Origin of the sequence: Rhodococcus sp. PAE-6 (assembly GCF_025290685.1) — a bacterium.
Taxonomy (GTDB): domain Bacteria; phylum Actinomycetota; class Actinomycetes; order Mycobacteriales; family Mycobacteriaceae; genus Rhodococcus; species Rhodococcus pyridinivorans.
Genome location: NZ_JAOCLZ010000005.1, coordinates 147,775 through 173,536 on the forward strand (window position 1 = coordinate 147,775; position 25,762 = coordinate 173,536).

The 25,762-nt window shown below is 68.9% G+C and carries 18 protein-coding genes; 7 read left to right on the forward strand and 11 right to left on the reverse strand.

Annotated features, from left to right (window positions below; genetic code table 11):
- A complete protein-coding gene (locus NVV99_RS13015; protein ID WP_024103451.1) occupies window positions 1-1,167 on the forward strand; it encodes an ABC transporter ATP-binding protein in 1,167 nt (388 codons plus the stop codon).
- A gap of 56 nt (window positions 1,168-1,223) precedes the next feature.
- Here NVV99_RS13015 and NVV99_RS13020 read toward each other — a convergent pair whose 3' ends face one another.
- The gene (locus tag NVV99_RS13020) at window positions 1,224-2,069 is read right to left on the reverse strand and encodes a hypothetical protein (protein WP_024103452.1); all 846 of its coding nucleotides are present in this window, start codon (window positions 2,067-2,069) and stop codon (window positions 1,224-1,226) included.
- 74 nt (window positions 2,070-2,143) lie between these two features.
- On the opposite strand from NVV99_RS13020, the gene NVV99_RS13025 reads away from it, so the two are divergent.
- Window positions 2,144-2,734 (forward strand): suppressor of fused domain protein, encoded by a 591-nt coding sequence (locus tag NVV99_RS13025; protein WP_024103453.1) that lies wholly within the window; start codon window positions 2,144-2,146, stop codon window positions 2,732-2,734.
- Window positions 2,735-2,786: 52 nt separating this feature from the next.
- On the opposite strand, the gene NVV99_RS13030 is transcribed toward NVV99_RS13025, so the two are convergent.
- Both NVV99_RS13030 and NVV99_RS13035 read right to left on the reverse strand, forming a co-directional pair.
- Complete coding sequence (locus NVV99_RS13030) at window positions 2,787-4,595, reverse strand: hypothetical protein (RefSeq protein WP_006554309.1); 1,809 nt, start codon at window positions 4,593-4,595, stop codon at window positions 2,787-2,789.
- A complete protein-coding gene (locus NVV99_RS13035; protein WP_197539110.1) occupies window positions 4,592-5,647 on the reverse strand; it encodes a magnesium and cobalt transport protein CorA in 1,056 nt (351 codons plus the stop codon). The genes NVV99_RS13030 and NVV99_RS13035 overlap by 4 nt, the downstream gene beginning before the upstream one ends.
- Window positions 5,648-5,779: 132 nt before the next feature.
- Here NVV99_RS13035 and NVV99_RS13040 point away from each other — a divergent pair, with 132 nt between their 5' ends.
- The 4 genes from NVV99_RS13040 (at window position 5,780) to NVV99_RS13055 (ending at window position 9,805) form a co-directional block, all read left to right on the forward strand.
- Window positions 5,780-6,634, forward strand: coding sequence for a PHP domain-containing protein (locus tag NVV99_RS13040; RefSeq protein WP_006554311.1), 855 nt, complete (start codon window positions 5,780-5,782; stop codon window positions 6,632-6,634).
- Window positions 6,631-7,053 carry a hypothetical protein gene (locus NVV99_RS13045; protein ID WP_006554312.1) on the forward strand — a complete coding sequence of 141 codons (423 nt, stop codon included), beginning with the start codon at window positions 6,631-6,633 and terminating at the stop codon, window positions 7,051-7,053. The genes NVV99_RS13040 and NVV99_RS13045 overlap by 4 nt, the downstream gene beginning before the upstream one ends.
- Before the next feature lie 469 nt (window positions 7,054-7,522).
- Window positions 7,523-8,716: an NADP-dependent malic enzyme gene (locus tag NVV99_RS13050; RefSeq protein ID WP_024103455.1), complete on the forward strand. Its 1,194-nt coding sequence runs from the start codon at window positions 7,523-7,525 to the stop codon at window positions 8,714-8,716.
- A gap of 132 nt (window positions 8,717-8,848) precedes the next feature.
- A complete protein-coding gene (locus NVV99_RS13055) occupies window positions 8,849-9,805 on the forward strand; it encodes a glycine betaine ABC transporter substrate-binding protein (RefSeq protein WP_019288076.1) in 957 nt (318 codons plus the stop codon).
- 18 nt (window positions 9,806-9,823) lie between these two features.
- On the opposite strand, the gene NVV99_RS13060 is transcribed toward NVV99_RS13055, so the two are convergent.
- From NVV99_RS13060 to NVV99_RS13070, 3 genes are read right to left on the reverse strand one after another with little or no spacing between them, the layout of a single operon-like run.
- The gene (locus NVV99_RS13060) at window positions 9,824-10,735 is read right to left on the reverse strand and encodes an alpha/beta hydrolase (protein ID WP_024103456.1); all 912 of its coding nucleotides are present in this window, start codon (window positions 10,733-10,735) and stop codon (window positions 9,824-9,826) included.
- Window positions 10,736-10,743: 8 nt separating this feature from the next.
- Window positions 10,744-11,571 carry an SDR family oxidoreductase gene (locus NVV99_RS13065; RefSeq protein WP_024103457.1) on the reverse strand — a complete coding sequence of 276 codons (828 nt, stop codon included), beginning with the start codon at window positions 11,569-11,571 and terminating at the stop codon, window positions 10,744-10,746.
- Window positions 11,568-13,130: an NAD(P)/FAD-dependent oxidoreductase gene (locus tag NVV99_RS13070; protein ID WP_024103458.1), complete on the reverse strand. Its 1,563-nt coding sequence runs from the start codon at window positions 13,128-13,130 to the stop codon at window positions 11,568-11,570. Before NVV99_RS13070 ends, NVV99_RS13065 begins: the two co-directional genes overlap by 4 nt.
- A gap of 70 nt (window positions 13,131-13,200) precedes the next feature.
- On the opposite strand from NVV99_RS13070, the gene NVV99_RS13075 reads away from it, so the two are divergent.
- Window positions 13,201-13,896: a TetR/AcrR family transcriptional regulator gene (locus tag NVV99_RS13075; protein ID WP_033097304.1), complete on the forward strand. Its 696-nt coding sequence runs from the start codon at window positions 13,201-13,203 to the stop codon at window positions 13,894-13,896.
- Here NVV99_RS13075 and NVV99_RS13080 read toward each other — a convergent pair.
- The 5 genes from NVV99_RS13080 to NVV99_RS13100 form a co-directional block, all read right to left on the reverse strand.
- Window positions 13,853-15,646, reverse strand: coding sequence for a thiamine pyrophosphate-requiring protein (locus NVV99_RS13080; protein ID WP_024103459.1), 1,794 nt, complete (start codon window positions 15,644-15,646; stop codon window positions 13,853-13,855). The two genes, NVV99_RS13075 and NVV99_RS13080, sit on opposite strands and share 44 nt — an antisense overlap.
- 170 nt (window positions 15,647-15,816) lie before the next feature.
- Window positions 15,817-19,593: a multifunctional oxoglutarate decarboxylase/oxoglutarate dehydrogenase thiamine pyrophosphate-binding subunit/dihydrolipoyllysine-residue succinyltransferase subunit gene (locus NVV99_RS13085; RefSeq protein ID WP_080678554.1), complete on the reverse strand. Its 3,777-nt coding sequence runs from the start codon at window positions 19,591-19,593 to the stop codon at window positions 15,817-15,819.
- A gap of 203 nt (window positions 19,594-19,796) precedes the next feature.
- The gene (locus NVV99_RS13090) at window positions 19,797-23,639 is read right to left on the reverse strand and encodes an ABC transporter ATP-binding protein (protein WP_024103461.1); all 3,843 of its coding nucleotides are present in this window, start codon (window positions 23,637-23,639) and stop codon (window positions 19,797-19,799) included.
- 81 nt (window positions 23,640-23,720) lie between these two features.
- Window positions 23,721-24,500, reverse strand: coding sequence for an ABC transporter permease (locus NVV99_RS13095; protein WP_024103462.1), 780 nt, complete (start codon window positions 24,498-24,500; stop codon window positions 23,721-23,723).
- Complete coding sequence (locus NVV99_RS13100) at window positions 24,497-25,624, reverse strand: ABC transporter ATP-binding protein (protein ID WP_242411762.1); 1,128 nt, start codon at window positions 25,622-25,624, stop codon at window positions 24,497-24,499. Before NVV99_RS13100 ends, NVV99_RS13095 begins: the two co-directional genes overlap by 4 nt.
- Window positions 25,625-25,762: the final 138 nt, after the last annotated feature.

Genomic DNA, 25,762 nt, shown 5'->3' on the forward strand with positions numbered 1-25,762 from the left:
GTGGCCGAGATCGTGCTCGACAAGGTGACGAAGGAGTATCCGGACGGAGCGAAGGCCGTCAGCGACGTGGATCTCGAGATCGCCGACGGCGAGTTCATCATCCTCGTCGGCCCGTCCGGGTGCGGAAAATCCACGACGCTCAACATGATCGCCGGTCTCGAGGACATCTCCGACGGCGAGCTGCGCATCGCGGGTGAGCGTGTCAACGAGCGGGCACCGAAGGACCGCGACATCGCGATGGTCTTCCAGTCCTACGCGCTGTACCCGCACATGTCGGTGCGCGACAACATCGCGTTCCCGCTCACCCTCGCGAAGGTGTCCAAGGACGAGATCGCCCGCAAGGTCGACGAGGCGGCCCGGATCCTCGATCTCACACAGCATCTCGACCGCAAGCCCGCCAACCTGTCGGGCGGTCAGCGGCAACGCGTGGCCATGGGTCGTGCGATCGTGCGCAGCCCCAAGGCGTTCCTCATGGACGAGCCGCTGTCGAATCTCGACGCGAAGCTGCGCGTGCAGATGCGCACCGAGATCGCGCGCCTGCAGAAGCGTCTCGGGACCACGACGGTGTACGTCACGCACGACCAGACCGAGGCGATGACGCTCGGCGACCGCGTCGTCGTGATGCGCGGTGGGATCGTGCAGCAGGTCGGGGCGCCGCAGGAGTTGTACGACCATCCGCGGAACCTGTTCGTCGCCGGCTTCATCGGATCGCCGTCGATGAACTTCGTTCCGGGGCAGATCGAGAACGGTTCGATCCGCACCTCGTTCGGCGAGTTCCGGTTGCCCGACGAGCGGTGGGAGACCGTGCGTCGCAACAATCCGTCGCGCGAGGTGGTCGTCGGTATCCGTCCGGAGCACTTCGAGGACACCGACCTGCTCGACCCGACCCAACGGGAGACGGGCGTGACCTTCTCCGCCGAGGTCGACGTGCTCGAGTCGATGGGCTCCGACAAGTTCGCGTACTTCACGGCCGAGGGGCCGGGCGTGCACTCGAAGGACCTCGACGAACTCGCCGCCGACGCCGGCGCCGACATGTCGGCCGAATCGCTGGTCGCGCGATTGTCGGTGGAATCGCAGGCCACCAAGGGCGGGACCGTGCAGTTGTGGTTCGACAGGGCGAAGATCGCCTTGTTCGATCAGGAGACCGGCGCGAACGTCACCCTCTGACAAACCGGCTTCGGTGGATCCGACCCCGGAAAACGGGTCCGGATCCACCGAAGCCGTCAGCGGGGTGCGCGGCTACGGAGCTCGTCGACGATCTCCTCGCTCCACACGTGCCGCCGCACGAGCCGGTACCGCTCGCTCGCGATCCACAGATACACCTCGGCGTCGGTGCGTGAGCGCAACATCCCCGCTTCGCGGGCCATCGCGACGACGGGGACGAATTCCTCCTCGTACCAGCGCCGCGCGACCTCCTCGCGGGTGAGGTACTCGCCGAGATCCTGCATCAAGCGGAAACCCCACGCCTCGACGGCCTCGGCCAGTTCGGCGTATCCCCACGGGTCGGACACGCGGATCGTGTCCTGGGCCGCGCCGTGCAGGGGAACGCGGCCGAGAAACATCCTGAAGTGGTCCTTGCGCACGAGATCGGGACGGGCCCTGATTCCCTCCGCGGGCACCTTCGTGGTGATCTCGGTGACGTAGGCGTCGATGGTGCGGTCGCCCTGCGCGTAGGCGATGGACACACGGTGGTGCCCGTCCTGCACGAAATGCATCGGTCCCACCCGGTACACGGAGATCGGGGGCATGGCCTCGCCGCGCCGCCGCGCGGCCGCGATGCGTTCCCACCTGGCGCGCAGGCGTGCCGAGGTGGGGCGGAAACGGCGGTCGAAGTCGTCGGCACGGTCGACGCTGCCGACGATCGAGGCGACCTCGATGATCTGCAACCCGAGTCGCCGTTCACCGAGGCGTCCGAGGGCTGCGACGACGTCGTCGAAGGGCAGCACCGTGTTGACGTCGGCCGGTTCGCGGCGCAGCCATGCGATCAGCCGGGCGTACTCGGCGCGCCGGCGTTGCCGGGCGAAATCGTCGCCGGCATCGGAGACCGGAAAACCGGTGTCGCGAGCCACGCTTCGACGGTACCGCGCGGTGCACAGGTCCGGGTGTGAACCGCACGTGCGGGGACGGGGACTACATTGCAGGGGTGACCGACGCAGTTCTCGCCACCGTCCGCAGCCACCTCACCGAGCATCTGACCGTGCCGGGGGATCCGGAGCCGGAATCGGCGTCGGTGACCTTCCTCGGTCTCGAACCGATCGAGGTCCTCCGCTTCCGTGGTGCAGAGCTCCTGCGGTACGCCACTCTGGGGTGCTCACGGCATCCGATGGGCGATCCGACCGACATGGTGGCCGACCCGACGCGCGGGCCGCGGGCCGAACTGGTCCTCAGCCTGCGCGACAACGAGGGCGTCACCGCCGGTGTCCACCGCACCCTCGCGGTGCTCGCTGCGCTGCCCGCCGTGGAGGGCGTGGTCCTCACCGACGACGCCCTGCTCGATCTCGGGGAGCCGCTGTGGCCGGGCGCTCCGTTCACGGCGGTGTTGCTCGAGACGGCCGACGTGCCGTCGCTGGAACTGCCCGAGCCCTCCGATCCGGTCCACTTCTTCGAGGCCCGCCCGATCACCGGTACCGAAGCGGCCTGGAAGCGGCTGAAGGGAACCGAAGCGCTGCGCGAGGCGTGGGAGGAAGCGGGCATCGACCTGAGCGACCCGCGCCGGGCGCAAGCACGTCTGTGACCGTCCCGGTTCTCACGGACCGCGCGCTCGGACGCGCCACGCTGGCCCGCCGTCACCCCCGCGGCACGACCACTCCGAGCGATCCGGCACCGAGGCACACGGTCGTGCCGGGGGTGGACGAGCGCGCCTGCAACGCCGACCCGTCCCCGGAGACGCGGACGTACACCGTCCCGAGTCCTTCGGTGACGGGGACCGGAACGGATGCGCGGCCGGGGAAGCCGAGGTCGATCGTGCCGTCGGCGGAGGCCCGGTAGTTCACCTGCACGGTCCACTCCCAGTCGCCCGCGGGGGAATCGAGCGGCACGGCCGTGACGGCGTCGGTGGTGACGCGATGGCCACAGTCGGGCTCGGGGCCGGGCGGGACGAGGCGCAGCGGCAGCAGGTCGGCAGGAGTGCGGTGACCGAGATCGTCGAGGACCCACAGGTCGGTCGCGTGGTCGCGGATGTCGGACCGGACGGGCAGCGCGGAGAAGACGGACCCCACCAGGTTGTGCGGGTAGGTGACGGGCAGCAGGATCCATACCGACACCGGGTGATCGAGCACGGGCTCGTCGGGCCGGGCCGTGAGCGCCGCCTTCGCCGCCCCGAGATAATCGCCCGTCGGATTGTCCGACCAGCTGCGCGCGAACGTCACGGTCGACCACAGGGAGCCGACGGTGAACACGGCCGCGCAGGTCCAGGCGGCCGCACGCACGGCACGAGGACGGGACGTCGTGCCTCGTCGCGGGGCGCGCAGGATCAGCGCCGCGGCGATCGCGACGACCACGGCGGAGTCGGCGAAGTAGCGCAGAGTGCGCGCGAGTTCGTAGGTGGTCTCCGGACCGAAGCGGGTGCTGATCATCGCCGCGAGCGAGGCCAGGATGTAGGCGATCACAGCGAACCACACGGGCCCCGTCCGCCGTCGCCGGCGCACCGTCCACGCTGCGGCGCCCGCGACAGCGAGCCACGCGACCACGACGAGCACGAGCGGGGGATCGGCCCAGGGCGGGCTCGGATTCCACCGCTCCCATTCCCAGGGACCCCCGAGCAGCGACGGCAACAGCCCGTAGGAGATGCCGTGATGGGTCAACCCGGCCACCATCGACCACGGCGGGATCCCGAACCGGGATTCGACGATCGTCGAGTAACAGACCGCCCACACGACCAGCACGGCCGCCGAGCCGAGCCACAACGGCCGGGCCTGCGCCCACGTGCTGCGGATCGGCCGAACGAGTCCGTCGACGTGGTGTGCGAGGGCGACCGTCGCGAACGCGGCGAACGGAACGAGGACCGACTTCTCGAAGAACACCAGCGCCACAGCGGTGACGACGAGGGCGCTCACGATATGACGGCGCCGACCGGTCCTGCTGTACTGCAGCGCATCTCCCGCCACCCAGGCCAGTGCGGCCTGCAGCGGCAACGCGTTGAGCGCGGCCGACCACCACGCGAAGGCCGGAAGCGTCAGCGGCGTGAGGAGATAGAACAGCAACGGTCCCCACAGAGCGCGTCGCGGGCCGAGCAGCAACCAGAGCACCCGCAGCACCGCCAGCGAGGCGAGCAACTGACCGATCACGAGCGAGGCCGCCGCCGGCCACCATTCCAGCGGCGCGATCGCCGTGGCGATCCCCGCCACGAGGAAGGCGGCGGGCATCAGGTGACCGTCGTGGTCGTACCGCAGGAAGGCGTCGGACAGCAGCGGATACGACCCCGCGCGCCCGACGAGGATCAGGTCGTCCCAGTAGAACTCGCCGGTCGCGGCCACCACGGTCCGGAGGATCGTCTGCAGCAGGATCAGCGCGAGGGCGACGGCGAGCACGTGGCGCCGAGGAGATCGCGCAGCCTGCGCAGCGCGTGTCGAGGGGCGGTCGAGTTCGGTGGTCACAACCAGTTGTTGCGCCTGAAGGTGACGAACAATCCCACGGTGATCGCGACGATCGCGGAGAGCACGACGTAATAGCCGTATTGCCAATGCAGTTCGGGCATGCGATCGAAGTTCATGCCGTAGATCCCGGCGATCATCGTCGGCACGGCGGCGATCGCGACCCACGCGGAGATCTTGCGCATGTCGGTGTTCTGCTGCACGGTGACCTTCGCGATCGCCGCGTCGAGCAGCGTGCCGAGCGTCTCGTCGAAGGCCGCGATGCGGTCGGACACCGTGGTGTGGTGGTCGGCGACGTCGCGGAAGTAGCGCCGGACGTCCTTCGGGATCGGGTTGCCCGGCGCCCGGATGAGTTGCTGCAGTGGTTCGGCGAGCGGCACGACGGCGCGGCGCAACTGCACGATCTCGCGCTTGAGCATGTAGATCTGGTCGACCGCGATCCGCGTGTCGGGGGTGAACACGAGTTCCTCGATGTCGTCGACGTCGGGTTGCACGGCCGTGGTGACGGCGAGATAGGAGTCGACCACGTGGTCGGCGATCGCGTGGAGCACGGCCGCCGGACCGCGGGACAGATGATCGGGGTCGCGTTCGAGGCGCTTGCGCACGTGCGAGAGCTCGGAGTGGTCGCCGTGCCGCACGCTCACGATGAAGTCGGGGCCGGTGAACAACATGATCTCGCCGGTCTCGACGATGTCCTTGGTGGTCGTCACCGACTCGTGCTCGATGTAACTGACGGTGCGCAGCACCAGGAACAGCACGTCGTCGTAGCGCTCGAGCTTCGGGCGCTGGTGGGCGTGGACGGCGTCCTCGACCATCAGCTCGTGGAGTCCGAAGGTGTGCGAGACGTTCGTCATCTGCTTCTCGTCGGGGTGGTGCAGCCCGAGCCACACGAATCCCGCACCGCGCCGACGGACCTCTGCCACCGCCTCGGTGTGGCTGTAGCGGCCGGGCAGGCGGTGCCCGTCGACGTAGACCGCGCAGTCGACCACCGCTTGCTCGGTGGGGACCGGGCTAGTGGGGCCGCGACGGGTGGCACGAGAAGGCTGGTGCGGCATGTTGTCCTTCCTCACGGCATGCCGCTGGGACGCGGCCCGGTCGCAGGCCCGCGGCGCGGCGGTCGCCCGTCGACGGGGACCGGGCGGGGCAGCTCCAATCATGCTAGCCCGCCGACCTGACAGACTGGTGGCGTGCGTATCGATCTCCACACCCACTCGTCCGCATCGGACGGCACCGACCGTCCCGCGGAACTGGTCCGTGCCGCTGCCCGGGCGGGTCTCGACGTCGTGGCCCTGACCGACCACGACACGACCGCGGGATGGGACGAGGCCGCAGCGGCCCTGCCGACGGGCCTGCGTCTCGTCCGGGGAATGGAGATGTCCTGCACGGGACGCGGGGAGGACGGCGCCCCGGTCGCCGTGCACCTGCTGGCCTATCTGTTCGACCCGCACGATCCGGTCTTCGTCGCCGAACTCGAGCGGCTCCGTGGTGAACGGGTGTCGCGGATCCGGGCGATGGGTGTGCGGATGGCGGACGACGGTCTGCCGATCGACATCGACGCAGTGCTCGCCGAGGCGGGCCCCGCCGCGGGCCGGCCCCATCTGGCGCGGGCGCTCGTCGCCGCCGGTGTGGTGCCCACGGTGGCCGACGCCTTCACCGAGCTGCTGTCGCCGCGCGGCCGTTACTACGTACCGAAGGCTGATACCCCGCTCGCCGACGCCGTGAAGATGGTGACGGCCGCGGGCGGTGTGCCGGTGGTGGCGCACGCCCGGGCACGTGCGCGTGGGCGGCTCCTCGCCCTCGACCACATCGAGGAACTCGCCGAACTCGGACTCGGCGGTGTCGAGGCCGATCATCCCGATCACGACGAGCAGGATGTGCGGACGATGCGCGATCTCGCGCGGTCGCTCGGGGTCGTCGTCACGGGATCGTCCGACTATCACGGCGACAACAAGACCATCAGGCTCGGCAGCTTCACCACGGCTCCGGCGGCGTACGAGGCGTTGCTCGACTGCGCGACCGGTGTGGAGGTGCTCGAGGGATGAGGCGACGGGGTGCGCGGTATCCGGACGAGGAGTACGGGTCGCCGAACGACGAAAACTACTACGACAGTGAGTACTACAACGAACCGTATTACCCGGACGAGGGGTACTACGCCGATCCGTACGAACCCGCATCGCGCCGCGCGAGTCTGCCCGTCCGCGCCCTCCGCGCTCTCTCCGGTGTGGTGTGCGGGGCGGTGCTGGTCCTGACGTTCGTGGTGTGCGGGGCCCAGTACCTCGCCGGCGACCGCGGTTTCCCCGGCCCGGGCGCCACCTCGGTCGCCGCGCACGTCGTCGCCGCGCTCGTGGCCGTGATCGCCCAGGTGACGGCGGATCGACGCTCGGGTGGCACAGCACTCCTGTCGAGCCTTGTGGTGATCTTCACTGCATCGATTCTGATGATCACTCAGTGGTGGGGATGACGGCCTCGAGTGCCATCTCGGCTACCCGTCGGTAGCCATCGTGTAACTGCGGAAATTCATCGCGGTGCGCCCGCGGCGCGGTGTTCACGGCACGTAAACTCACAGGTGAGGCGACAAAACCGTGAGACCTTCGCAATCGATGCCGATTTGATTGTTCGTCTGCGAAGGTGGCAAACTTGCGGCAATCCGAAAGCCGGAATACCCCGGAATCGGACGAAGGATGGCAGACCCACCCAGGGCTAGATCACCCAGGGCTCGATGCCAGGGCCACCCGCCCCGGCTCCATCACGTTCCGGAAGCCGTACAGCGTTGTACAGCGGCAGTCGTGATCGCGCCCGGAAGCTTCAATCCAATGTCCTTGGCGAAGCGCTGCAACTCGATGCATGCACGTGTGTGAGATGCATCGAACTGCGGTGTTTTCGCAGCAACCGAGTCCAGAGGTCGACTCGGAACACGCAGGAGTGTCATCGTGTCAATTGTGTCTGATGCACCTACCCCTCAGAAGCTCGAGTTGACGGACGAGGAGATCTTCTCGAGTCACGTCGACGGCAAGCTGTCGGTCGAACTGACCGCGCCGCTCGAGAACCAGCGCGATCTGTCCATTGCATACACCCCCGGTGTCGCCCAGGTCTGCCGGGCCATCGCCGCCGACGAGACCCTCGTCGACCGTTACACCTGGACCAACCGCCTGGTCGTCGTCGTCTCCGACGGCACCGCGGTCCTCGGTCTCGGCAACATCGGCGCACGTGCCTCGCTGCCGGTGATGGAGGGCAAGTCCGCGCTGTTCAAGAAGTTCGCGGGCCTGAACTCCATCCCGCTGGTGCTCGACACCACCGATCCCGACGCGATCGTCGAGACCCTCATCCGGCTGCGTCCGTCCTTCGGCGCCGTCAACCTCGAGGACATCTCGGCTCCGCGCTGCTTCGAGATCGAGAAGCGCGTCATCGAGGCGCTCGACTGCCCGGTCATGCACGACGACCAGCACGGCACCGCCATCGTCGCCCTGGCCGCCCTCAAGGGTGCGGTGAAGGTGCAGGGCCGCGACATCGCCGACCTGCGTATCGTGATCTCCGGCGCCGGAGCTGCCGGCGTGGCGTGCGCGAACATCCTGCTCGCCGCCGGTGCGCGCGATGTGGTGGTGCTCGATTCGAAGGGCATCATCTCCTCCGACCGCACCGACCTCGGTGAGATCAAGGCCGATCTGGCCTCCCGCACCAACCCGGAGGGCCGCAAGGGCGGCATCGCCGAGGCGCTCGACGGCGCCGACGTCTACCTCGGCGTGTCGTCGGGCACCGTGCCCGAGGAGATCGTCGCGACAATGGCCGACGACGCCATCATCTTCGCGATGTCGAACCCGGATCCGGAGATCCACCCCGACATCGCCCACAAGCACGCCGCGATCGTGGCGACCGGTCGCAGCGACTTCCCGAACCAGATCAACAACGTGCTGGCCTTCCCCGGTGTGTTCAAGGGCGCTCTCGACGCAGGTGCCCGCCGCATCACCGAGGGCATGAAGCTCGCCGCCGCCGAGGCCATCCTCTCGGTCGTCGGTGACGAACTGGCCGCGGACAAGATCGTCCCGAGCCCGCTCGATCCGCGCGTGGCGCCCGCCGTCGCCGAGGCCGTCGCGGCCGCGGCGAAGGCCGAAGGCGTCACCGACTAGGGATTCGCTCCCGGCGAGATCGCACCGAACGCCCCGATCCGAACCGCACAAGGGTTCCGGACCGGGGCGTTCGGCGCCTCGGCGGGCCGGACGGTCGGGCACGTGCGGACCGTGGCGCACCGGTGGGCGACAATGACCGCCGTGGCGAACGAAGCGAGACGGATCCGGCCGGTCGCGGCGACGGTGCTCACCGCATGCGCGGCGGCGGCCGTGCTCCAGGGGTGTGCGTCGCCCGTTCTCGACGAGGCGGCACCGTCGACGACAGTGATCGTCGGGGCGGGGGAGCGGCCCGACGAGGAACTGCTCGCGCAGCTGTACGCGGGAGCGCTGCGCAGTAGCGGGATCGACGTGCAGGTCCGCTCCGGCGTCGCCGATCCGACCCCAGCGCTCGACGCCGCCGATCTCACACTGATCCCCGGCTACACGGGACGGCTGCTCGCGTCCTACGATCCCGGTGCCGACGCGACCGACGCCGAGGACGTCTTCGAAGCGCTGGCGCGCGCACTGCCCGACGAACTGACCATCTCCGATTACGCCTCGGCGCAGGACCGCGCGGTGCTGCTCGCCGACCGCGAACGGCTCACGCAATGGTCGGTGAGCCGCGTGGCCGACCTCGCCGGCCGCTGCGCCGACCTGACCTTCGCGGTGACCGAGGACTTCGACACCGCCGGTGGACTCACCGCCCTCGAACGCGCCGACTGCCGCCCGCGCGAGGTGCGACGGATCGAGGATGCACAGTCCGTCGCCGTCGCGTCGGAACCCGACACGGTCGTCGGAACCACCACGACGTCGTCCGCCCTCGCGGAGATCGACGCGGATTCGCCCGTGAGCACCGTGCCCGACGCACCCGACCGCAGCCCGCAGGACGACACGAACGCCGACGATGCGCCCGCCCCGGTCCTGCCGGCCCAGAACGTCGTCCCGGTCTTCCGCAAGGGCACCCTCGACGAGGCACAACTCGACGCGTTGCGGACCATCGCGGGTGAACTGACCACGAGCGATCTCACCGAACTGCGTGCGCGTGTCGAGGAGGGAGATGATCCCGAGACCGTGGCCCGCGAATGGATCGACGAACACGCCGGAGCGTGAACGGCACCCCGCGAGTACTCAGCCCGCGCGGGTGCCCATCCGGTCGCGGAGGAACACACCGAAGTCGGAGATCGCCGCGGCGGCCTCGGGAACGAGCGACGCCTGCAACGGCGCGACGTGCCACAGCTCGGGTTGTTCGACGAGGGTGACCTCGACGCCCGCCTCCCGGAGCTTCTCGGCGTACTGCCGCACCTGTGGGTGGAACATCTCCGCGGTGCCCACCTGGATGAGCGTCGGCGGCAGACCCGTGGGATCGGCGTGGATGGGCGCGTAACCGGGATCGGTGGGATCGCCTCCGGCGAGATACGCCTCGGCCGAGGAATACACCCATCCCTTGTTCAGAACGACGTCGTTCACGTCGGGCAGGTCGCGGGCGGCCGGATCGGTCCACGGCGACAACAATCCGAGCGCCGGCGGGGTGATCCCGTGACGGTCGACGAGCCGGTGTGTGGTGGCCGCGGCGAGGCCACCGCCGGCCGAGTCGCCGGCGACCGCGATGCTCGACACCTCGAAGCCGTGCTCGCTGACGAGTTCGAGATAGGCCGCCTCGGCGTCGTTCAACGCCGCAGGATAGGGATGCTCGGGCGCGAGCCGGTAGTCGAGGACGTACACGGCCGCTCCGGACGCGGCGGCGAGATGCGCCGCGAGCGAGCGGTGCGTGGCGAGCGACCCGCCGGTGTACGCCCCGCCGTGCAGGTACAGGATCGCCGTGGTCCGCTCGGTGGCGCCCACCGTGATCCGCTCGGCGGGGCGTCCCGCCAGACGGATCGGGCGCACCACGGTGTCCTTCGGGAGGAACTGCAACGGCGCCGCGAGGTCGAGCAACCGGCGCTGCGTGGCGAACGACCAGCGCGGCGACAGCAGGGCACGGAAGAGAGGACGCAGGGCGGTACGCGCCACCCGCGGTGACAACTGCGGTGTCGGAGGCATGCCGCAGCCTATCCCCTCGGCACGACCCGGGAGGTCACGGTGGCGACGACACGCTGATAGGCCGGTCCGGCAACGCGGACGAAGGCGTCGAGCAGCTTCGCATCGGCGCCGATCAGTACACGCGCCTTGTTCTTCCGCACACCGGTGAGGATGGTCTTCGCCGCGTCCTCGGGGGTCGTGCGTGCGAGCTTGCGGTCGAAGAACTCCGCGAAGGTCGCCTGGTCGTCGCCGTCGGGGACGGCGGCGTTGCGCGCGATCGCGGTCTTGATACCACCGGGATGCACGCACGTGACCTGTACGGGATGCCGCGCGACGAGCATCTCCTGCCGCACCGCCTCGGTGAAGCCGCGCACGGCGAACTTCGCCGAGTTGTACGCCGCCTGACCCGGGATGCTCAGCAGACCGAACAGGCTCGAGACATTGATCAGGTGGCCCTCGCCCGACGCGATGAGATACGGCAGGAAAGCCTTGGTGCCGTTGACGACTCCCCAGAAGTCGACGTCCATCACGCGCTCGATGTCCTTGAACTCGGTGCGCTCGAGGTCGCCGTGATAGGCGATGCCCGCGTTGTTGTACACCTGGTGGACCGCGCCGAAGTGGGCGGCGACCTGCTCAGCGTACTCGAGGACCTTCTCGCGCTGGGTGACGTCGAGATGGTCGGCCTTCACCTCGGCGCCGAGTTCCCGTGCGCGACGCGCGGTCTCCTCGAGCCCTGTGGTGTCGACATCCGAGATCGCCAGGCGGGCGCCTCGAGCCGCGAGGGCGAGGACGAGGGCCCGGCCGATCCCGGAACCCGCGCCCGTGACGACGACGACCCGGCCTGCGACATCACTCATCGAACTGCTGCCTCTCGGGACGTGCGCTCCTGCGCGGGACGGTCGGTGGCGACGGGGAGATCCGATTCGGCGACGCTACGGTACGCCTCGAGGTCGAACCTGCGGGTGATACGGCGGAATTCGAAGGTGAATCCCGGCCACAGCGTGGTGTTGTTGCCGTGCTTGTCGAGATACCAGCTCGCGCACCCGCCGTTGTTCCACACGCTCGACCGCATCGCGCGCTGCAGGTCGCGGTTGTACTCGTCCTGCACGTCCTCGCGGACCTCGACCGTGCCGATGCGGTTGCGATCGATCGTGCGAATGGCGTCGACGACGTATTCGAGCTGCGACTCGATCATGTACACCATCGAGGTGTGCCCGAGTCCGGTGTTCGGGCCGACGAGGAAGAACAGGTTCGGGAATCCGGCGACCGAGCTGCCCTTGTACCCCCGCATGCCGGTCTCGTCGAAGACCTCGGCGAGCGAACGGCCTTCCTTGCCGAAGATGCCGGCGAAGGTCGGCGAGTCGGTGACGTGGAAGCCCGTCGCGACGACGATCGCGTCGACCTCGCGTTCGGTGCCGTCCTTCGTGACGATGCCGCGCGGGGTGACGCGGGCGATGCCGTCGGTGACGAGGTCGACGTTCGGCCGGTCGAGCGCGGGGTAGTAGTTGTTCGAGATCAGCATGCGCTTGCAGCCGATACCGTAGTTCGGCGTGACCTTCCGGCGCAGTTCCTTGTCGCGGATCTGCCGCCGGACCTGGATACGCGCGGCGAGCTCGAGCGGCTTCATGAAGGCCTGCGCCTTGGCCAGACCCACGACCTGCGTCTCGCGGGCGGTGTACTGCAGGGCGCGTGAAAGGCGCTGGAAGCCGGGGATGAACCGGAAGGCGAACCGCTCGGGAGCGGTGTACTCGCGATCGAAGCGGGGGAGGATCCACGGTGCCGTGCGCTGGTAGACGTCGAGATGGCCCACGGTGCCGGCGATGGCCGGCACGATCTGGATGGCGGAGGCGCCGGTGCCGATGACCGCGACGCGCTTGCCGGCGAGGTCGGCGTCGTGGTTCCACCGTGCCGAGTGGAAGATCTCGCCCTCGAAACCGGAGATGCCCTCGATGTCGGGGAGCGACGGCTCGCACAGGGCGCCCACCGCGGAGATCACGACCTTGGCGCTGTACTTCCCGCGCGTGGTGGCCACGTCCCAGCGGTGCGTCGCGGTGTTCCAGCGGGCCGTCTGCACGTCGCACTCGAAGACAGTGCGTCGCCGCACGTCGTACCGGTCGGCGACCGAGCGGATGTACTCCTGGATCTCCGGCTGCGGCGAGAACGAGCGCGTCCAGCCGGGGTTGAGGGCGAACGAGTAGGAGTACAGGTTCGACGGCACGTCGCACGCCGCGCCGGGGTAGGTGTTGTCGCGCCAGGTGCCGCCCACCTCGGAGGCGCGTTCGAGCACGAGGAAGTCCTTGCCCGCCTGCGACAGTCGGATGGCCGCACCGAGCCCGGCGAACCCGCTGCCGATGATCAGCGTGTCGACCTGACGGATCTCCGCGTCGGCGACGGTATCTGTAACCGGAAGACTCATGTACTTGAGGTTAGAGCGTTCCAGTGACCTGGTCAACACTTGTTGACCATAATTCAATAACGGTGTTTGCATGGTGGACGTGACAGACGACAGTCCCGGACCCCGCCGGACCCGCCTCGGTCCCGCCCAACGCCGGGCCCAGCTGATCGAACAGGGTCTCGAACTGCTCGCCGACCGGCCCCTCGAGCAGATCTCCGTCGACGAGGTCGCCGACCGGGCCGGGGTCTCGAAGGGGCTGCTGTTCCACTACTTCGCCTCGAAGCACGACTACCACGTCGAGCTCGTGCGATGCGTCGGCCAGGATCTCGTCGAGTACACCGCACCGGACGAAGGTCTCGAACCGATCGAGATGCTGCGCGGCACGCTCGTCGCGTACGTCGACTACGTCACCCGGCGCCGCGACATGTACGTCTCGATCCTGCGCGGCGCCACCAGCGGCGACCCCGACATGCGGGCGGCCTTCGAGGACACCCGCACAGCGCTCGTCGACCGGACCGTCGCGCACCTGCCCGCCATCGGGATCGAGCCGACGCCCGCCGTGCGGCTCGCCGTGCGCGGCTGGGTGGCCTTCGTCGAGGACACGACCATCGCGTGGCTACGCGATCCCGAACTCACCCGCGACGAGTTCGTCGAACTGGCCATCGCGGCGCTGTCCGGCGTTGCGCTGGCGGCACATTCGCTCCACTCATCGGCCGGTGACGCTGCTCCGGCCGGTGGGTTTCTCAGCGATCGTTTCCGGGAAGGTACTCCTGCAGCTTCGTCTTGACGCCCTGTTTCACGAAGCCCCAACGGTTCTCGTCACCGGCGAGCACGGCCTTGGCGACATCGGTGAACTGCTCCCACGTCGCGTGCGGCGGGATCGGCGGCATGTCCGGATCGGTGTACACGTCGAGCACCGTCGGACGGTCCGCGGCCAGCGCGCGATCCCAGGCCGAGCCCATCTCGTCCGAGGACTTCACGGTTTCGCCGCCCAGCCCGAGACTGCGCGCGAAGGCAGCGTAGTCGACGTCCGGAAGCGACTGGGACTCCGCGAATTTCGGTGCCCCACCCATCGCACGCATCTCCCAGGTGACCTGGTTGAGATCGTTGTTGTGGATGATCGCGACGACGAGCCGCGGATCGGTCCACTGCTGCCAGTACCGCTGGATGGTGATCAGCTCGGCCATGCCGTTCATCTGCATCGCCCCGTCGCCGGCGAACGCGACCACCGGACGACCCGGATGCGCGAACTTCGCGCCGATCCCGTACGGCACCGCCGGACCCATCGTCGCGAGGGTGCCCGACAGCGAACCGCGCATGTCACCGCGGAACTGCAATTGGCGCGCATACCAATTGGCGGCCGAACCCGAGTCGGCGGTGACGATCGCATCGTCCGGCAGTCGCGGTGAGGCCTCGGCGAACATCCGCAGCGGATTGACGAACTCCGTCTCGACCTCCGCCTGCTGTCCCATGGTCTGCCACCAGCGCTGCACGTTCTGCTCGATGCCCTCACGCCACGACCGGTCCTCCTTGCGCTGCAGCAGCGGGACGAGCGCGTCGAGCGCGGCGGCGGCATCCGCGACGAGGTTGACCTCGTTCGGATAGCGCATCCCGATCATGTTCGGGTCGATGTCGATCTGCACGCAGCGGGCCTGGCCGTATTCGGGCAGGAACTGGCTGTAGGGGAGGGACGAACCGACGATGAGCAGCGTGTCGCAGCCGGTCATCATCTCGTGGGTGGGCCGCGTGCCCAGCAACCCGATCGATCCGGTGACCCACGGCAACTCGTCCGACAGCACGTCCTTGCCCAGCAGGGCTTTCGCCACCCCGGCGCCGAGCAGATCCGCGACCTGCTCGAGTTGCGCCCGCGCACCGCGGGCGCCGCTGCCGACGAGCATCGCCACCTTGTCCCCGGCGTTGAGGATCTCCGCGGCCCGCCGGATCGCGTCGTCGTCCGGTGCGATCCGGGGACGGTCGAAGCCGACGCTCGACGGCACCATCTTGAACTCGTGGCCAGGCGGGGAGTACTCGAGTTCCTGCACGTCGCCGTGGATGATGACTGCCGTGGGAGTGCGGTACGCGATGGCGGTGCGCATCGCCCGGTCGAGGACGTTCGGCAACTGCTCGGGCACCGTCACCGTCTCCACGAACGCCGACGCCACATCCTTGTACAGCGTGTGCAGGTCTACTTCCTGCTGGTACGACCCGCCCATCGCTGAACGGTCGGTCTGGCCCACGATCGCCACCACCGGAACGTGGTCGAGTTTCGCGTCGTACAGGCCGTTGAGCAGATGGATCGCGCCCGGGCCGGAGGTCGCCATGCACACCCCGGGCCGGCCCGTGAACTTCGCATAGCCCACGGCTTCGAAGGCGCTCATCTCCTCGTGCCGGGACTGCACGAAGACCGGATCGTTGCCGGTGCGCGTCCAGGCGGCGAGGATCCCGTTGATGCCGTCGCCGGGATATCCGAAGACGTGGTCCACCCCCCACGCGCGCAGGCGGTGCAACAGGTAGTCGGCCACGGTCGGATTTGCCATCGGTAGCTCCTCGCAGGACACGATCGGGGGTCCTCCGGAGGGTGCCCGTCGTGCCCGGTCCGAAACACACCGGAAAAAGGCGTGAGCCGGGTCGATCGCCCCTCGCGGGGACGAACCGACCCGGCTCACATGAGAACCGTCAAGGACCCGAAGGATCCGAAACGGAGCTTCTAGCGACCGAAGGCCTTCTCGATGATCTCCTGCTGCTCGACAGCGTGGACCTTGCTCGAGCCGGACGACGGTGCCGACATCGCGCGACGCGACACGCGCTTGATACCGCTGAGCTTGTCGGGCAGCAGTTCCGGCAGCGCGAGGCCGAGGAACGGCCAGGCACCCTGGTTCGCCGGCTCCTCCTGGACCCAGAAGAACTCGGTGGCGTTCGGGTACTGCTCGAGCGTCTCGGCGATGCGGCGACGCGGCACCGGGTACAGCTGCTCGATGCGCACGATCGCGACGTCGTCACGACCTTCCTTCTGCTTCTTCGCCAGCAGTTCCCAGTAGATCTTGCCGGAGGTGAGCAGCACACGAGTGGCCTTCGACCGGTCGGCCGTGCCCTCCTCGTAAGGAACCTCTTCGAGCAGCGAGCGGAACTTGCCCTGCGTGAAGTCCTCGATGTTGCTGACCGCGGCCTTGTTGCGCAGCATCGACTTGGGCGTGAACACCACCAGCGGGCGGCGGATGCCGTCGAGGTGATGGCGGCGCAGCAGGTGGAAGTAGCTCGCCGGGGTCGACGGAACCGCGACCGTCATCGAACCCTCGGCGCACAGCTGCAGCCAGCGCTCGATGCGGCCCGAGGTGTGGTCGGGACCCTGGCCCTCGTGGCCGTGCGGCAGCAGCAGCACGACGTCGGAAAGCTGACCCCACTTGGCCTCACCGGACGAGATGAACTCGTCGATGATGGGCTGCGCGCCGTTGACGAAGTCGCCGAACTGCGCCTCCCACAGCACGAGCGCGTCGGGGTTGCCCACCGAGTAGCCGTACTCGAAGCCCAGACCCGCGAACTCGGTCAGCGCCGAGTCGTAGACCATGAAGCGGCCGCCGTTGCCGGCCTGGTTGGCCAGCGAGGCGAGCGGGTTGTACTCGTCGCCCGTCTTGCGGTCGATGATGACCGAGTGGCGCTGCGTGAACGTGCCGCGACGCGAGTCCTGACCGGCCAGGCGCACCAGGGCACCTTCCTCGGCCAGCGAACCGAACGCGAGCAGCTCGGCGAACGCCCAGTCGATCTTGCCGTTGCGTGACATCTCACGACGCTTCTCGAGCACCGGCTTGACGCGCGGGTGGACGGTGAAGCCCTCGGGCGCCTCGGCGAAGGCGTCGCCGATTCGCTCGAGCACCGGCCGGTCGACGGAGGTGTCGAGACGCTTCGGCGGGGTCTGGTCGAGCTCGACCGACTCCGACGGCTCCGGCGGGTACTTCTCGAGTTCGCGGACCTCGTTGAAGACCCGTTCGAGCTGTCCCTGGTAGTCGCGCAGGGCGTCTTCCGCTTCCTTGAGCGAGATGTCGCCGCGGCCGATCAGGGCCTCGGTGTAGCTCTTGCGGACGCTGCGCTTGGTGTCGATCACGTCGTACATCGCCGGCTGGGTCATCGACGGGTCGTCGCCCTCGTTGTGACCGCGGCGGCGGTAGCAGATCATGTCGATGACGACGTCCTTGTGGAACTTCTCGCGGAAGTCCACGGCGAGCTTCGCGACCCACACGCAGGCCTCGGGGTCGTCGCCGTTGACGTGGAAGATCGGCGCGCCGATCATCTTCGCCACGTCGGTGCAGTACTCGGACGAACGCGAGTGCTCCGGCGCGGTGGTGAAGCCGACCTGGTTGTTGACGACGATGTGCACGGTGCCGCCGGTGCGGTAGCCGCGCAGCAGCGCGAGGTTGAGGGTCTCCGCGACGACGCCCTGACCGGCGAACGCAGCGTCGCCGTGCAGGAGCAAGGGCAGGACGGTGAAGCCGTCCTCGCCCTTGTCGAGGATGTCCTGCTTGGCGCGGACGAGGCCCTCGAGCACCGGGTTGACCGCCTCGAGGTGCGAGGGGTTCGCGGTGAGCGAGACCTTGATGTCGTTGTCGCCGAACATCTGGATGTAGGTGCCCTCGGCGCCGAGGTGGTACTTCACGTCGCCGGAACCGTGCGCAGCGGCCGGGTTCAGGTTGCCCTCGAACTCCGAGAAGATCTGCGAGTACGGCTTGCCGACGATGTTCGCGAGCACGTTCAGGCGACCGCGGTGCGGCATCGCGATGGCGACCTCGTCGAGCGTGTGCTCGGCGGCCTGGTCGATGATCGCGTCCATCATCGGGATGACGGACTCGGCGCCCTCGAGCGAGAAGCGCTTCTGACCGACGTACTTGGTCTGCAGGAACGTCTCGAACGCCTCGGCGGCGTTGAGGCGGCTCAGGATGTACTTCTGCTGGGCGACCGTCGGCTTGACGTGGTGCGCCTCGACCCGCTCCTGCAGCCACTGCTGCTGCTCGGGCTCGAGGATGTGGGTGTACTCGACACCGACGTGGCGGCAGTACGCGTCGCGTAGCACCGACAGCACGTCGCGCAGCTTCATCTTCTGGCGGCCGTGGAAGCCACCGACATTGAACTCGCGATCGAGATCCCACAGCGTCAGGTCGTGGGTCGTGACGTCGAGGTCGGGATGCGACCGGAACTTGTCGCGCACGAACTGCAGCGGATCGGTGTCGGCCATGAGGTGGCCGCGGCTGCGGTAGGCGGCGATGAGCTCGAGCACACGGGTGTGCTTGTCGACGAGACCTTCCGGCACGTCCTTGCGCCAGCGGACCGGCTCGTAGGGGATGTGCAGGGTGTGGAAGATGCCGTCGTAGAAGTCGTCGCTGATGAGCAGCTCGTGGATCTTCTTCAGGAACTCACCCGACTCCGCGCCCTGGATCACGCGGTGGTCGTAGGTGGAGGTGAGCGTCAGCAGCTTGCCTATGCCGATCTCGGCGAGCCGCGCGTCGGACGCACCCTGGAACTCGGCCGGGTACTCCATGGCGCCGGCGCCGATGATCGCGCCCTGGCCCTGCATCAGACGCGGGACAGAGTGCACGGTGCCGATACCGCCCGGGTTGGTCAGCGAGATCGTGACGCCGGAGAAGTCGTCGCCGGTGAGCTTGCCGTCGCGGGCGCGGCGCACGATGTCCTCGTAGGCCGAGTAGAACTGCGCGAAGTTCATCGTCTCGCAGTTCTTGATGGCCGCCACGACCAGCGAACGCTGGCCGTTCTTGCCGGGCAGGTCGATCGCGAGACCGAGGTTCGTGTGCGCGGGCACGACGAGGTTCGGCTTGCCGTCGACCTCGGCGAAGTGGTTGTTCATGTTCGGGAACGCCTTGACCGCCTGGACGATCGCGTAACCGAGGATGTGGGTGAACGAGACCTTGCCGCCCCGGGTGCGGGCGAGGTGGTTGTTGATGACGATGCGGTTGTCGAACATCAACTTCGCGGGCACCGCGCGAACACTGGTGGCCGTCGGGATCGACAGCGAGGCGTTCATGTTCTTCGCAACGGCAGCAGCGGCGCCGCGCAGAACCTTCTTCTCCTCGGTGGCCTGGCCCGACGGGGCCGCGGCGGGCTTGGGAGCCGGCTTCGCGGGCGCTGCCTGGGCCTTCGGCTGCGTCGCAGGCTTGGTCTCCGCCTTCGGTGCAGGCTTGGCCGGCGCGGCCTCGGCCTGCGGTGCGGGCTTCGCCGACGCGGTCTCGGTTTTCGGTGCAGGCTTGGTGGGGGCCGAAGCGGAGGAACTCGGCGCAGATGCTGTGCGCGGCGCGGGCTTCTCGGTCGTGGCGGTGTCGGAGCCGTTGGTGCCTCCGGCCACCGCGGCTTCCGGCGAATAGTCGGTGAGGAATTCGTGCCAACTCGCGTCCACGGACGAAGGGTCGTCCTGGAAGCGCTGGTACATCTCGTCAACCAACCACTGGTTCTGTCCGAACTGTGATGTAGAGCTGCTGCTCACGGCAGTTGTTCGCCTCGTTTCTTTCTTCGGTACCCGATCGGAGCGCCTGTGAATATGAGGCTAGCCCGTGGCATGTGACGATCCGAACTGACCGCGCATGTCGGTGGGCTACCTCACAATCTGGTGCGATGGGGTCTCCATCGATGACGGTTCTCGAGAGCCGATTATTCCCTCTAAGGTGCATCGGCGCAGCGCGCACCCCGTTACAAACGTGAGGACGATCTCATGTTCGATCCTTCCGTCGTCGAAGTGAGCAGGACCTCGGGCTCCTCCGGAACGAGACCACCGGTAGCGAGTTGCCACAAAGTGGTGTACAGACCTCCCGCTCGGCGGAGCTCGTCGTGGGGCCCGCACTCGACGATACGGCCGTCGTCGACGACCACCACGAGATCGGCGCGTGCGGCGGTCGCGAGACGGTGCGCCACCACCACGGCCGTCCGCGAGCGGGCCACCCGCGCACCCGCCTCGAGCACCGCCTTCTCGGTGGCGGGATCGAGGGTCGCGGTGGCCTCGTCGAGCAACAGAAGATCGGGGTCCACCAGTTCGGCGCGCGCGAGTGCGATGAGCTGACGCTGCCCTGCCGACAGACCCTGACCGCGCTCACCCACCGGATGGTTCATGCCGCCGGCGAGTCCCGCGATCATGTCCAGCGCCCCCACGGCGCGCGCGGACGATTCGATCTCCTCGCGCGTCGCCTCGGGCCGGCCGTAGGCGATGTTGGTCGCCACCGTGCCCGTGAACAGGTGCGCCTCCTGCGGCACCACCCCGAGCCGGCCCCGATAGTCGCGCAGACGGTAACGGCGCAGATCGGTGTCGTCCACCCGCACCGAACCGGAGGTCGGGTCGTAGAACCGGGCGAGCAGTTTGACGACCGTCGACTTCCCGGCACCGGTGCGGCCCACCAGGGCGACCGTCGACCCGGCCGGGATCGACAGGTCCACATCGCTCAACGCGTCACGGTCGGCCTCGCTGTACCGGAAGCCCACCTGCCGCAGGTCGACGTCGCCGCGGAGGTGCCCGGTGATGGCGACCGTGCCCTCCTCGGCAGACTCGAGCGAGCTCTCGGTCCGCAGCAGGTCGCCGATCCGGCGCAGACCGACGCGCGCCTGCTGGTAACCGTCGAAGACCTGCGACAACTGCTGGATGGGTGCGAACAACAGGTTCAGATACAGCACGAACGCGATCAGCACACCGGGGCCGACCGCGCCCGACGCCACCTCGCGGGCGCCGACGAAGACGACCGCCGCGAGCGCCAGATCGGACAGGAAAGTGATGAACGGGAAGTACAGCGAGATGGCCCGCTGCGACCGCAGGCGACTGCGCCGATAGGCCTCCGCGCGCTCGGCGAACCGCCGCGCCGCGGTCTCCTCCCTGCGGTAGGCCTGGGCGGCGCGCAGACCCGTGACGTTCTCCTGGAAATCCGCGTTCACCAGGGAGATGCGTTCGCGGGACTGCGCGTACGCCGTCCCGGAGACCTTCCGGAACCACAGGGTCGCGCCGACCAGCACGGGCAGTACCGCCAGCACTACCAGGGCCAGCGACAGATCGGTGGCGATCAGCGCGATCGAGATACCGGTGAGCGTCAGCACCGCCACGACCGCGGTGGACAGGCCGGTCTGGATGAACTGCGACAGCGCGTCCACATCGGTCGTCATCCGCGTCATGATCCGGCCCGACAGTTCGCGTTCGTAGTAGTCGAGCCCGAGCCGTTGCAGGTGCGCGTACGAGCGCACGCGCAGCCCGAACAACACCCGTTCGCCCGCCCGCGCGGTGAGCACCGTGAGGATCGCGACCACGAACCAGCCGAGCAGCGCGAGCACCACACCCGCGGCGGTCGCCTGCCACAGCCGGGACGGATCGCCCGGGGTCACCCCGCGGTCGACGGCGTACCGCACCAGCGACGGGAACGCGATGCTCGTCAGCGACTCCACCGCCAGGCACAGCACGACGACCGCCAGCAGTGCGCGCACCGGGCGCAGCGTCGTCCACAATCGGAACTGCGGGTCGGGCAGGCGCAGGGCCTCGGACCGCAGGGCCGGATCGCGTCCGGGGGTCTCGGTGGCCGGGGGAAGCGCGTCGACGGCCGCGCGCAGTTCCGGGGTCGGGGCCACCGCGCCGAGCGCCCCGGACACCGGCCCGCCGCGGCCACCACTGCCCGCCGGTCCGCCGCGACCTCCACCGACCGCCGGAGGATTCCGAACGGTACCGGACGGCTCATCGTCGTCCGGTTCCTCGGGCCACAACTCACCGGCGGGAACCGGGCGTTCCGGTGCCGGTGCGGCGTCGTCGTCGGTCGAGAGCAGACGCCGGAAGACGGGACTGCGCTCCTCGAGTTCGTCGACCGTCCCGATGTCGACGATGCGTCCCTCGTCGAGCACGGCGACCCGGTCGGCGAGTGCGAGCGTCGACCGCCGATGGGCGAGCACGAGGGTCGTGCGGCGCCGACCCGCCCGCAACGCGCCGTAGATCGCAGCCTCGGTCTCGGCGTCGACCGCAGAGGTCGCGTCGTCGAGGATCAGCACCCGCGGATCGACGAGCAGTGCCCGCGCCAGCGCGACCCGCTGCCGCTGCCCACCGGACAGTGTCAGGCCGCGTTCACCGACGACCGTGTCGTAACCCTCGGGGAGGGCCTCGACGAAGTCGTCGGCGCGTGCCGCCGCGGCCGCGGTGCGGATCTCGTCGTCCGACGCGTCGGGCCGGCCGAGCGCGATGTTGGACGCGACCGTGTCGGAGAACAGGAACGGCTCGTCGAAGACGAGGCCGACCGCCCCGCGCAGATCGTCGGCGCGGAGCGTGGCGACGTCGATGTCGCGGCCGTCCGCGGTCAGGCACACCGACCCGCGGTGTGGCGCGTAGAAGCGGGGGAGCAGCAGCGACAGCACGGTCTTGCCCGACCCGGCCGGGCCGACGATCGCGACGGTCTCGCCGGGCGCGATCTCCAGGTCGAGGCCGCGCAGTACGTCCCGGTCGTCGTCGAAGCCGAACGTCACGTCCTCCAGGTGCACCCCGAGCGGACCGTCGGGCAGTTCGACGGGATGCGGGGGATCGGCGACGTCGGGTTCGGTGTCGATCACCTCGTACACCCGCTCGACGGCGGCGCGGGACAGCTGCGCCATGATCACGACCTGCGAGAGGGTGCGGGTCGTCCCCGTCATCGTCGCCACATAGGCGGTGAACGCCACGAAGGTGCCCACGGTGATTCCGCCCTCGAGGGCGAGCCAGCCGCCGAGAGCGATGGTGGCGACGAGCCCGAACTGCGGGATCGCACCCATCGGCGCCGAGAACCACGCGTTGATCCGGGCGGCACGCAGACGCTCCGCGTACAGCCTGCGACCGTGCTCCTCGAGTTGGTCGACCGCGTGCGATTCCTGCCCGAATCCCTTCACGACCCGCACGCCCGTGACCGTCTCCTCGACGTGCTGGGCGAGATCGGCCGCGCGCTGCTGCGCCGACCAGGTCGCGGCGAACAGCCTCGGGCGCACGACCCGCACGAGACCCGCGATGATCGGGACGATGACCACCGCGACCAGCGTGAGCAGCGGCGAGAGGGTCGTCATGATCACCAGCGCGAGCACGAATTGCAGCAGCGCACCTGCCGACATCGGCACCATCGCGAGCAGCCCTTGCACGAGCTGCAGGTCGGTGATGGACCGCGAGACCACCTGACCCGTGCGGATGCGGTCCTGACCGTGGCCGTCGAGACGTTGGAGTGAGCCGAGCAGGCGCAACCGCAGGTCGTGCTGCACGTCGAGCGACAGGCGTCCGGCGAGCATGCGGCGCCCGTACTGGCAGCCGAACCGGATCACCGCACCTGCCGCGATCGCAGCCGCGGCCAGCCCGATCAGGCGCAGGTCGTCGGCGGGCACGTCGCCCTGCCCGGTCGCGCTGTCGACCGCGACCTTCGTCAGCAGTGGGAAGGCGATGTCGATCAGGGCGGCGACGACGGTGACGGCCAGCGCCCCGACGGCTGTTCTGCGGTGTTTCAGGCATTCGGCGACGAGCCGGGAAATCCATCCCGGCGAGCGCGGAATCGGGTCGTGTGCCATCGAACCGACATTAGCGCCGAGCGACGACAGGGCACGTCGAAGCCGCTCGGGGAGGGCCGGAGGCGCAGGTGATCGAACGTGTCAGACGACGTCGGCGGTGCGGGCGCGCCACCAGCCGAGGCCGCCCAGCACCACGGTCCAGAGGAGCAGGAGCAGCGGGGCCGCCGGCCACGTCATCTCGAGTGTCACGTCCTCGGGCATCGACACCGCGGAGAACAGCACGTACCAGGTCACCTGCGCCGGCAGGTACGACGCGATCGCGCCGAGACCGAGACCGTGCAGGACGACCGAGACCATCAGCTCCCCGAACGGCACCCACGCGCAGATCGCGAGCACACTGCCCGTCGTCGACCGTGTGAGCAGACCCAGCCCCGCTCCGATGAGCGACCACATCAGCGCGCAGAACAGACCGATGCCCATCACCTTTGCGACCGATCCGAGGTCGGCACCGTCGAAGCCCCCACCGAACAACACGAGCGTCGCGGCCGCCGCGACTTCCGTGACGATGCAGTACAGCAGCCCGATCACGGCGACGGTCGCGAACTTCACGCCGACGACCCGGTCGCGTCCCCGCGCGGTGAGGAAGGTCGTCACGATCGTTCGGTGCGCGAACTCGCTGCCCGTCGCCACCGCGCCGAAGATCGCGGCGAACAGGAACACCAGCGACAACGAGAGGGAGATGCCGACCGCGGCGGCGACGGCCTCGGCGAAACCGTCACCGAAGCCGAGTTCGAGTTGCCGCGCGACCGGCAGCGTCAGCGCCCCGCAGAACAGTCCCACCAGCAGCGGTGCGATGCCGAGGATCCACCAGTAGCGCAGGCTCAGGACCTTGCGGAACTCGGCGGTGAGAAGCGCGGTCATGCGGTGGGACCTCCTTGCCCGGTCGGCGGTCGGTTCGGCTGTCCCCACTGCGACTGCGGGTACTGCTGTGCGGTCGGGTACTGCTGTGAGTTCGGGTACTGCTGTGCGGTCGGGTACTGCTGATACTGCTGGCCGTTCGGATACGGCTGGGCCTGCGGGTGCTGCTGGGCACTCGGGTACTGCGGGCCCTGCGGATACTGCCCGCCCGGCGGATGGTGGGCTCCGTGCCCCGGATACTGCGCGACCGGCGCGGCCGCGTAGCGACCGGCCGTCATCGCCAGGTAGACCTGCTCGAGATCGACGTGCTCGACACTCGTCCCGAACAGCGTCACCTCCGCGGTCGCGGCGATCTCGGCGATGCGGTCGGAAGTCACGCCGACGACCGCGAGCCGTCCGTCCTGCTGCACCTGCGCGTCGGTGTGCCCGGCCGCGGCGAGTGCGGTCGCGAGGCGGGCCGGGTCGGAGGCCGCGGCGAACACCCGCGAGCGGTAGGCGTCGCGCAGATCGGTCATCGAGGTCTCCGCGACCAGGTGACCGTTCGCGATGATCACGAGGCGGTCGGCCATCTGCTCGATCTCCCGCAGGATGTGGCTCGAGATCAGCACGGTCCCGCCGTTGGCGGCGAATGCGCGGAGGAAGTCGCGCAGCCAGGCCATGCCCTCGGGGTCGAGTCCGTTCGCCGGTTCGTCGAGCACGAGATAACGCGGTTGTCCGAGCAGGGCCGTCGCCAGGGCGAGTCGCTGCCGCATGCCGAGGGAGAACTCGCCGATGCGACGCCGCGCGACCGACCCCAGGCCGACGAGGTCGAGCATCTGCCTCGCCCGTTCGTCGGGCACGCCGATCGCGGCACAGTAGATCTGCAGGTGTGTCAGCGCCCGGTGTTTGGGGTGGGCGCTGCGCGCGTCGAGCACCGCTCCGACGACCTGTGCAGGCTGCTGCAGGGAGGTGAACGGCACGCCGTCGACGAAGGCGTTCCCGGCGCTCGGCCGGACGAGGCCGAGCATCATGCCGAGGGTGGTGGTCTTGCCCGATCCGTTGGGTCCGAGGAAGCCGGTGATCGAGCCCGGCGGCACCGTGAACCACAGATTCGATACGGCCGTGTGGTCACCGAACGTCCTGTTCAGGCCGTGGACGGCGATCCCTGCGCCCGGTGCCCCCGGTGCCCCCGGTGCCCCCGAGGGCACCCGGGGATCGGGTGTGCCGTACGGCGGTTGCGTTGACGGTGCTGTCACGGATTCGGACCCCCGCGTCGTCGAGATATG

What these genes read in the sequence shown, in the direction of transcription:
- NVV99_RS13035 (WP_197539110.1), bottom strand. Translation starts at nt 5,647, where the DNA reads ATGCCGCACCAGCCTTCTCGTGCCACCCGTCGCGGCCCCACTAGCCCG.
- NVV99_RS13060 (WP_024103456.1), bottom strand. Translation starts at nt 10,735, where the DNA reads ATGCCTCCGACACCGCAGTTGTCACCGCGGGTGGCGCGTACCGCCCTG.
- NVV99_RS13095 (WP_024103462.1), bottom strand. Translation starts at nt 24,500, where the DNA reads ATGACCGCGCTTCTCACCGCCGAGTTCCGCAAGGTCCTGAGCCTGCGC.
- NVV99_RS13075 (WP_033097304.1), top strand. Translation starts at nt 13,201, where the DNA reads ATGGTGGACGTGACAGACGACAGTCCCGGACCCCGCCGGACCCGCCTC.
- NVV99_RS13065 (WP_024103457.1), bottom strand. Translation starts at nt 11,571, where the DNA reads ATGAGTGATGTCGCAGGCCGGGTCGTCGTCGTCACGGGCGCGGGTTCC.
- NVV99_RS13080 (WP_024103459.1), bottom strand. Translation starts at nt 15,646, where the DNA reads ATGGCAAATCCGACCGTGGCCGACTACCTGTTGCACCGCCTGCGCGCG.
- NVV99_RS13070 (WP_024103458.1), bottom strand. Translation starts at nt 13,130, where the DNA reads ATGAGTCTTCCGGTTACAGATACCGTCGCCGACGCGGAGATCCGTCAG.
- NVV99_RS13055 (WP_019288076.1), top strand. Translation starts at nt 8,849, where the DNA reads ATGACCGCCGTGGCGAACGAAGCGAGACGGATCCGGCCGGTCGCGGCG.
- NVV99_RS13045 (WP_006554312.1), top strand. Translation starts at nt 6,631, where the DNA reads ATGAGGCGACGGGGTGCGCGGTATCCGGACGAGGAGTACGGGTCGCCG.
- NVV99_RS13090 (WP_024103461.1), bottom strand. Translation starts at nt 23,639, where the DNA reads ATGGCACACGACCCGATTCCGCGCTCGCCGGGATGGATTTCCCGGCTC.